Origin of the sequence: Streptomyces sp. NPDC050743 (genome assembly GCF_044456925.1) — a bacterium.
Taxonomy (GTDB): domain Bacteria; phylum Actinomycetota; class Actinomycetes; order Streptomycetales; family Streptomycetaceae; genus Streptomyces.
In genome coordinates, this window is the sequence record NZ_JBITGJ010000040.1 from 68,969 (window position 1) to 75,857 (window position 6,889).

The following is a 6,889-nucleotide window of genomic DNA, read 5'->3' on the forward strand; positions in this document are numbered from 1 at the left end:
GGCGACGTAGGCTGGCACCCGTGTACACGGAGCGGGCGTCCCGGCTGACCGGCGCGGTCGTGTGGACGAACACCCCCGAGGGGGCCGGTGGTGGACCGGTACTGCCCGACGGCTGCATGGACCTGCTGTGGAGCGAGGGCCGACTGCTGGTCGCGGGACCCGACACCCGCCCGTACGTCCCCGAGGGCCCACCCCGTTCCTGGGCCGGCGTCCGTTTCTTCCCCGGCACCGCGCCCGCCCTGCTCGGCGTCCCCGCGCACGAACTGCGCGATCTGCGCGTCGACTTGGCCGATCTCTGGACTGCCGCCCGGGTCCGGCGGCTGCGCGAGCGTGTCGAGGCGGCGCCCGACCCGGCGACGGCACTGGAGGACATCGCCCTGGACCGGGCAGCGCGGACCGCGGCCCCCGACCCGCTGCTGCACCGGCTGGTGCAGCGCCTGGACGAGGGCCGCCCGGTGTCGGCCACGGCCGCCGAACTCGGCATCGGCACACGGACGCTGCGCCGTCGCTGCCTGGGCGCGTTCGGCTACGGCCCCAAGACCCTGGCCCGCATCCTGCGTCTGCAACGGGCGCTGGCGCTGGCCCGCTCCGGGACGCCGTACGCCGAGACGGCCGTCCGCGCCGGGTACGCGGACCAGCCCCACCTCGCCCGCGAGGTCCGGGAGTTGACGGGCATGCCGCTCGGGCGGCTACTCGGCGGCTAGCGGGGCGAACAGGTCGACGCCGTTGCCGTCGGGGTCGTGCACGGTGGCGTACCGCTGCCCCCAGAACGCGTCCCACGGCTTCAGCTCCCCGTGGTATCCGGCGTTCACCAGGTCCTCATACAGGGCGTCGACCTCGGCGGGCGAGTCGCACCGGAAGGCGAGCCCGACACGGCCACCGCCCTCGGGCGGCTGCCAGCCGGAGTGGAAGGAACGGACGGTCTCCTCGGTGTCCAGCGCGAAGACCAGCCCGCCGGGCAGTTCGGCCTCGACGTGCGGCTGCTCTTCGGCCCCCTCGGGAAAGGCGAGTCCGAGGCGACGGTAGAAGGCGAGCGCGGCGGCCATGTCGGACGTCACCACGCCGATCACGGCGAATCGTGGAGTCATGCCGTCACCGTAGGCGGGCGGTCGAGGACCGGTCTTGAAGAAATCGGACACCCACCCGGAGGGCCGCACCTGGCCCGAGTTCCCGGCTCACCCGAAGGCCACCGGCCCGCACGGTGTGTCCACGGTGAAGGACAGCGTGGCCGGTCCCGTCGTGAGTGTCAGGCCGGTGTCCAGGGCCGCGAGCGGGCCGCGCAGTTCCTCCGGGTCCGGCACCGTTGCGGACACCTCCAGCAGCGGGGTGACCGGCAGTCCCGAGGCCGTGGGATGGCGGGATCCGCCCCAGTCGATCAGGAACGGGACCAGGCCGGAGGGGTGCGCCTGGCCGCTGTCGGTCAGTCGCCAGCGCAGTACGGTGCCGGCCGGGGTGCGGCGGCTCATCGCGTGCACGGGCCCGGGGTCGTAGCCCCGCTCGCGGGCCGTCGTGATCGCCGCGTCCAGGTCGGGCGGGCTGATCGCCCAGGTCAGCGTGCGCGGCCCGGTCAGCCGGTCGACCCCGAACGGGCGCGGCGCTGCGGGTTCGGGCTGCTCGGGATCGGGGCCGAGGATCTCCAGATAGCTGCGGCCGCCCAGCCCCACCAGATGGTTGCGGGTACCGAGGCCGGGATGCACCCCACCGGGCACGGGCGTCACCCCGGTCCGCCGCGCGAACTCGGCGACGGTCGCCGCCAGGTCGGGCGTGGCGAGGACGAGATGGTCTAGGAACGGGGGAACGGCGCTCATGCCCGGCGAGGCTACGGTCAGCGGGCATGCCGTACAAGGGAGTTGAAGCGGACGCGGGGCCGCGGCATAGGGTCGTCGTATGGCCGCGCGACTGCTGCTCTTCACCCGCACCACGGACTACCGCCACGACTCCATCCCGGACGCCGTCGCCGCCGTGCGCGCGCTCGGGGGGTTCGCCGTCGAACACACCGAGGATCCCGCGGAGCTCGAGAAGCCGCTGGACGGGTACGCGGCCGTCGTCTTCCTCTCCACCAGCGGCGAGGTGCTGACCCCGGCCGGGCGGGAGCGGCTCGCGCGGTACGTGGACTCGGGCGGCGGATTCGCCGGCGTGCACGCGGCGGCCTGTACCGAGTACGGCTGGCCGTACTACGGGGAACTCCTCGGCGCCCGCTTCGTACGGCACCCCGCCTTCCAGCCGGGCCGGGCCGTGGTCGAGGATCCCGGCCACCCCGCGACCCGACGGCTGCCGGCCGTCTGGGACTTCACCGACGAGTGGTACGACTTCGACGCCAGCCCCCGGGGCCGGGTGCGGGTGCTGCTGAGCGCCGACGAGACGTCGTACGAGGGCGGAGGGATGGGCGCGGACCATCCGCTGGCCTGGTGCCGTGAGCACGGCGCGGGTGATGGTCGCGTCTTCTACACGGCACTCGGTCACGCCGCCGAGGCATACCGCGATCCGGCCTTCCTGGCCCATCTCGACGGCGGGCTGCGCTGGGCGGGGCGGCTCCCATCGTGACGTTTCTGCGGTGAACCGGTTCCACCATTGGGGTGAGTAAAGCTCGCGTACATAGAGAGTCACGTGAGTACCTAGACATGCTCTTGTCTTGGCAAAGGGCGTCGAGACGCGTCGGCCATGAGGCCAAGCGTCACCCACCCACAGGAGGAGCCGGACCTTGACTTACGGTAAGAAGCTGCGCGAGCGCATCGCCGGGCCCGGGACCACACCGCTGATCGGCGTGTACGACATGTACTCGGCGTCGATCGCGGCCAAGCACTACGACGGGATGTTCGTTTCGGGCTTCGGCTTCGCGGCCTCGTACTACGGGCTGCCGGACATCGGTTTCATCGCCTGGCCCGACATGGTGGCCTTCGTTCAGCGGCTGCGGGGCGCGTTCCCGCACCATCACCTGCTGGTCGACATCGACGACGGGTATGTCGACCCCGAGGTCGCCTGTCACGTCGTCGAGGGGCTGGAGCGCATCGGCGCCTCCGGAGTGATCCTGGAGGACCAGAAGCGGCCCCGCCGCTGCGGCCACGCCGACGGCAAGCAGGTGCTCCCGCTGGAGGAGTACCTGGAGAAGCTGCACAAGGTCCTGGAGACCCGCAAGGACCTGGTCGTCGTCGCCCGTACGGACGCCACCGACGAGCACGACATCCTGCACCGCGCCGAGCGGCTGGCCGCGACCGACGCCGATGTGGTGCTGGTCGACGGGGTGCGCAGCGTCGAGTGGATCAAGCGCATCCGTGAGGTCGTCGGCGACAAGCCGCTGCTGTTCAACCAGATCGCCGGCGGCAAGTCGCCCCGCCTGTCCCTCGGTGAGCTGTCCGACCTCGGCGTCGACGTCGCCATCTACAGCACCCCGTGCCTGTTCGCGGCGCACGAGGCGATGGACTCCGCGCTCGCCGGCCTGAAGGCGGCCGACGGCCGGCTGCCGGAGGTGGACCCCACGAGCGGGATCGGCGTGAAGGCCTCCACCAGCCTGCTGGAGCGCAACATCGCCCGCGAGCGGCTCACCCCCGAGGGCGTGGGCGTGTGACCGGCGCCGTACCCCGGCTCGGGATGGCGGCGGCGGTCGCCGCCGCCGTGCTGGGGGCCGGTACGGCACCGGCGGTCGCGTCCGGCAGTCTGATCACCGTGGTCGACAACTCCCACGCCGACTCCTGGCTGGAGGTCGACCGCGCGGCCAATGTGCAGACCGGCAGCGGCACGGCCGGCAGCGACCACGACGGCAGTGCCGTGGACGTGGTCGAGGCCCTCGTGGGCGCCGCGCACCGGCACGGGGTCGCGGACTGACCGCGCTCGCCGGCGCGTTCCGGCATACGGCGGCGGTCGGCCACCTCCCGCACGAGGTGCCCGGCCGCCGCCGTGCTCCATGCCCCACTCGTCAACCGTGCAGCGTGCCTCAGTCCCTGCCGAGGTCGGGGCGGCCGTTCTCGCCGAGATCCACGTCCTCCGTCGGGTCGTGCTCGTCGCCGGGTGTGGCCACGGTGGCCCGGTGCGGGCCCGGAGCGAGGGTGCGGCAGGCGGCGTGGGCCGTGCCGTAGGCGGTGACCAGGGCGGCTGCGGCCACGGCGAAGGCCGCTGCGGTGCGCGTGGTGAGATCCATGCCCGGGAAACGATGCCGCGCGGGGTGCCGTCACCGTCTGCGCCCGAACCTGCTCCCCACATCACGCAGTTGGCCGCTCCTCGGGCGGCGCGGCCGTGCTCGCCCGCGACACCAGCCGGGTCGACAGCTCGGTCCGCGTGCCCTCCGGGTGCTCGCCCTGCATCATCCGCACCAGCAGCCGGAGCGCGGTCGCCGCCATCTCACCGAGCGGCTGGCGGACCGTGGTCAGCCCCGGGGCCGCCCAGCGGGCCTCGGGCAGGTCGTCGAAGCCCACCACGCTCATGCCGTCCCGCACCCTCAACCCCCGTTCCGCGAGCGCCTCGTACACGCCGAGGGCCAGCCGGTCGGAGCACACGAACACCGCGGTCGGCGGCTCGGTCAGGTCCAGCAGCCTGTGCATGCACCGCCGGGCGGCGGCCTCGTCGAAACCGGCGTGCCGCACGTACTCGGCGCGGTACGGCAGTCCGGCCGAGGCGAGCGCGGAACGGTAACCGGCCACCCGGGCGCCGCCGGCCAGGGTATGCCGGTGCCCGGCGATCACCGCGATGCGCCGATGGCCGAGTTCGAGCAGATGCTCGGTCGCGCTCACCCCGCCCTGCCAGTTGGCCGCCCCGACCGACACCACTGCGGCCAGCGGCTCGTGCGCGGGGTCGATCAGCACGTAGGGGATGCGATGGTGGTCCAGCCACGCGTACTGCGACGGGGACAGCTCCGCCAGGTTGAACAGCACCCCCGAGGAACCGCGCGTGGTCAACTTGTCCAGCCAGTCCCGCTCCGGCCGGTCGGCCCGGGTGCGGGCCGGCCCGGCCGAGACCACCACCTCCAGGCCCGCACTCACCGTTGCGGCTCCTACGACGTCGTGGCGCGTCTCCCACCTGCACGGGTCCCGCTCGCGCCGGTTCGGAAACCGTATCCCATCGTCACTCCGGCCGGTGGGCCTGTGGACAACGGCCCTCCGAGGCCCGGCGGACCTGTGGACGGCGGTCCTTCCACGGGCATCAGGCGACCCGGGCCAGGTCCGCGTGCCGCACCTCGTGCAGGGGCGGCAGGCCCGTCGCCAGCCGCTCCACCTCCTCCACGACGATCAGGCCCAGCCGCTCCAGTTCATTGCCGAGCGAGCCCGCGATGTGCGGGGTGAGGAAGACGTTGGGCAGCCGGTACAGCGGGGAATCGGCGGGCAGCGGCTCGGGCTCGGTGACGTCGAGGACCGCGCGCAGCCGTCCCGAGACCAGCTCCTCGGTGAGCGCCTCGTGGTCGACCAGCGCACCGCGCGCGGTGTTGATCAGCACACCGCCGTCCCGGATGAGGGCGAGCCGGGCCCGGTCGAGCATGTGGTGGGTCTCGGGGAGGTCGGGGGCGTGCAGGCTGACGATGTCGCTGCGCCGCAACAGGTCCTCCAGCGGCAGCAGTTCGGCCCCGAGGGCGGCCGCCTCGGCGGGGCTCGCGTAGGGGTCGTGCAGCAGGACGGTGAGGTCGAACGGCCGCAGGAGTTCCATGAGCCGGCGGCCCACGCGGGAGGCGCCGACGACCCCGACGCGGCGGCCCAGGTTTCCGGTGGCCGCCGTCTCGGCGGGGGGCGGGCCGGCGTGGGTGCGGCGGTAGCGCTCGCGGTGGGCGAAGGCGCCCTTCCCGGCGAGCAGGATCATCGCGAGCGTGTACTCCGCCACGGGCACGGCGTTGCCGGTGACCGCGCTGGACACGGTGACGCCGTGTTTCCACAGCGGCTCGCCGACCAGGGAACGGACCGAGCCCGCGGCGTGCAGGACGGCACGCAGCTTCGGGACCGTGGCCAGGACGCCGGCGTCCAGATGCGGGCAGCCCCAGCCGGTGATCAGCACCTCGGCCTGGGCCAGGGCCGCGGCCCCCGCCGGATCGGTGAAGTCCCGTACGACGAGCTCGGTGTCGATGTCGGCCGTCCGCCTCAGCCGGGCCATGAGCGGCGGAGGGAACAGCAACGGCAGGTGTACCGGATCCATCGCGAACACGGCCCGCGGCGGTTGAGGGCTGGGCATGGCTCTCCTGGGAGGGATGGCGGAGGGAGTGTGGTTGCGGGATGGAAACCGTTTCAGAAAGCGCCTTCTACCGTATGTCTGCCGGGAGGGGCGGTCAATCGGCTGTCGGCTGGGCGGGTGTTGGTGGGTATGCGCACTGCCGGGAAGTCGGCGTGGCCCTTCGACGGCGAGCGGTTCGTGCTGGAGGCCTCCGGCACCGCCGACACCTACCGCCTCGTCCACCTTCCGCTGGACGGCGACGGCACCGTCACCGCACGGATCGTGTGGCCGCTCAGCTCCCAGTACTCCAAGATCGGCGTCACCCTCCACGCCTCCCTCGACCCGGACGCCGCGCACGCGGCCATGCTGATCCAGGAACGCACTGCGCTGGAAGGTCGGGGGCACCGAGGCCAACGCCGAGTGCGCCGCGAAGATCCTCAACGCCTGGTCGTCCACCCTCACCACGGTCACCGGCAACGCCGACCGCTTCCTCGCCGCCGGCATCTACCTTTGATCTTGGCCAGTGCGCCGCCCTTGGGGGCGGTGGTGAAGGCCATCTCAAGCCCGCTCTGACCCGCACGTGAGCACGGGTCGGCACGGTATACCTCAGGCCGCGGGGCGCTGCTGCCGCTCGATGTACTGCTGTACGACGGTCAGCGGCGCCCCGGCGCAGCTTGCGGCGAAGTACGAGCGGGACCAGAAGTGTCCGCCCCACAGGTACCGGCGCACGTGCGTGTCGTACTCCCTGCGCAGCAGCCGGGCA

General features: G+C 72.9%; 9 protein-coding genes and 2 pseudogenes. 5 read left to right on the forward strand and 6 right to left on the reverse strand.

The genetic code is table 11. From position 1 onward, the window contains the following. Positions 1 to 20: 20 nt before the first annotated feature. A complete protein-coding gene (locus ACIBJF_RS30885) occupies positions 21 to 704 on the forward strand; it encodes a helix-turn-helix domain-containing protein (RefSeq protein ID WP_399178597.1) in 684 nt (227 codons plus the stop codon). On the opposite strand, the gene ACIBJF_RS30890 is transcribed toward ACIBJF_RS30885, so the two are convergent. Both ACIBJF_RS30890 and ACIBJF_RS30895 read right to left on the reverse strand, forming a co-directional pair. Next, entirely contained in the window at positions 690 to 1,088 is a 399-nt protein-coding gene (locus tag ACIBJF_RS30890; protein WP_399178599.1) for a VOC family protein, read from the reverse strand. The genes ACIBJF_RS30885 and ACIBJF_RS30890 overlap by 15 nt on opposite strands. 87 nt (positions 1,089 to 1,175) lie before the next feature. Continuing rightward, positions 1,176 to 1,808: a VOC family protein gene (locus ACIBJF_RS30895; protein ID WP_399178601.1), complete on the reverse strand. Its 633-nt coding sequence runs from the start codon at positions 1,806 to 1,808 to the stop codon at positions 1,176 to 1,178. A gap of 79 nt (positions 1,809 to 1,887) precedes the next feature. Here ACIBJF_RS30895 and ACIBJF_RS30900 point away from each other — a divergent pair, with 79 nt between their 5' ends. From ACIBJF_RS30900 to ACIBJF_RS30910, 3 genes are all read left to right on the forward strand, one after another. Continuing rightward, positions 1,888 to 2,544, forward strand: coding sequence for a ThuA domain-containing protein (locus tag ACIBJF_RS30900; protein ID WP_399178603.1), 657 nt, complete (start codon positions 1,888 to 1,890; stop codon positions 2,542 to 2,544). 157 nt (positions 2,545 to 2,701) lie between these two features. Continuing rightward, positions 2,702 to 3,565, forward strand: a complete 864-nt coding sequence (locus ACIBJF_RS30905; RefSeq protein ID WP_399178605.1) for an oxaloacetate decarboxylase — start codon at positions 2,702 to 2,704, stop codon at positions 3,563 to 3,565. Then, positions 3,562 to 3,822, forward strand: coding sequence for a hypothetical protein (locus ACIBJF_RS30910; protein ID WP_399178607.1), 261 nt, complete (start codon positions 3,562 to 3,564; stop codon positions 3,820 to 3,822). The genes ACIBJF_RS30905 and ACIBJF_RS30910 overlap by 4 nt, the downstream gene beginning before the upstream one ends. Before the next feature lie 109 nt (positions 3,823 to 3,931). Here ACIBJF_RS30910 and ACIBJF_RS30915 read toward each other — a convergent pair whose 3' ends face one another. From ACIBJF_RS30915 to ACIBJF_RS30925, 3 genes and pseudogenes are all read right to left on the reverse strand, one after another. Further along, positions 3,932 to 4,135: a hypothetical protein gene (locus ACIBJF_RS30915; RefSeq protein WP_399178608.1), complete on the reverse strand. Its 204-nt coding sequence runs from the start codon at positions 4,133 to 4,135 to the stop codon at positions 3,932 to 3,934. A gap of 61 nt (positions 4,136 to 4,196) precedes the next feature. Next, a pseudogene (locus ACIBJF_RS30920) lies at positions 4,197 to 4,973 on the reverse strand (substrate-binding domain-containing protein); the annotation flags it as partial. A gap of 160 nt (positions 4,974 to 5,133) precedes the next feature. Next, a complete protein-coding gene (locus tag ACIBJF_RS30925; protein WP_399178609.1) occupies positions 5,134 to 6,147 on the reverse strand; it encodes a hydroxyacid dehydrogenase in 1,014 nt (337 codons plus the stop codon). Positions 6,148 to 6,499: 352 nt separating this feature from the next. Here ACIBJF_RS30925 and ACIBJF_RS30930 point away from each other — a divergent pair. Beyond that, positions 6,500 to 6,634: pseudogene (locus ACIBJF_RS30930) on the forward strand (cell wall anchor protein); the annotation flags it as partial. A 98-nt stretch (positions 6,635 to 6,732) separates the two neighbouring features. Here the strand turns inward: ACIBJF_RS30930 and ACIBJF_RS30935 are convergent. Further along, positions 6,733 to 6,882: a transposase gene (locus tag ACIBJF_RS30935; RefSeq protein WP_399178613.1), complete on the reverse strand. Its 150-nt coding sequence runs from the start codon at positions 6,880 to 6,882 to the stop codon at positions 6,733 to 6,735. Positions 6,883 to 6,889: the final 7 nt, after the last annotated feature.

Coding starts and splice junctions, on each gene's coding strand:
- ACIBJF_RS30900 (WP_399178603.1), top strand. CDS start 1,888: ATGGCCGCGCGACTGCTGCTCTTCACCCGCACCACGGACTACCGCCAC.
- ACIBJF_RS30890 (WP_399178599.1), bottom strand. CDS start 1,088: ATGACTCCACGATTCGCCGTGATCGGCGTGGTGACGTCCGACATGGCC.
- ACIBJF_RS30895 (WP_399178601.1), bottom strand. CDS start 1,808: ATGAGCGCCGTTCCCCCGTTCCTAGACCATCTCGTCCTCGCCACGCCC.
- ACIBJF_RS30925 (WP_399178609.1), bottom strand. CDS start 6,147: ATGCCCAGCCCTCAACCGCCGCGGGCCGTGTTCGCGATGGATCCGGTA.
- ACIBJF_RS30915 (WP_399178608.1), bottom strand. CDS start 4,135: ATGGATCTCACCACGCGCACCGCAGCGGCCTTCGCCGTGGCCGCAGCC.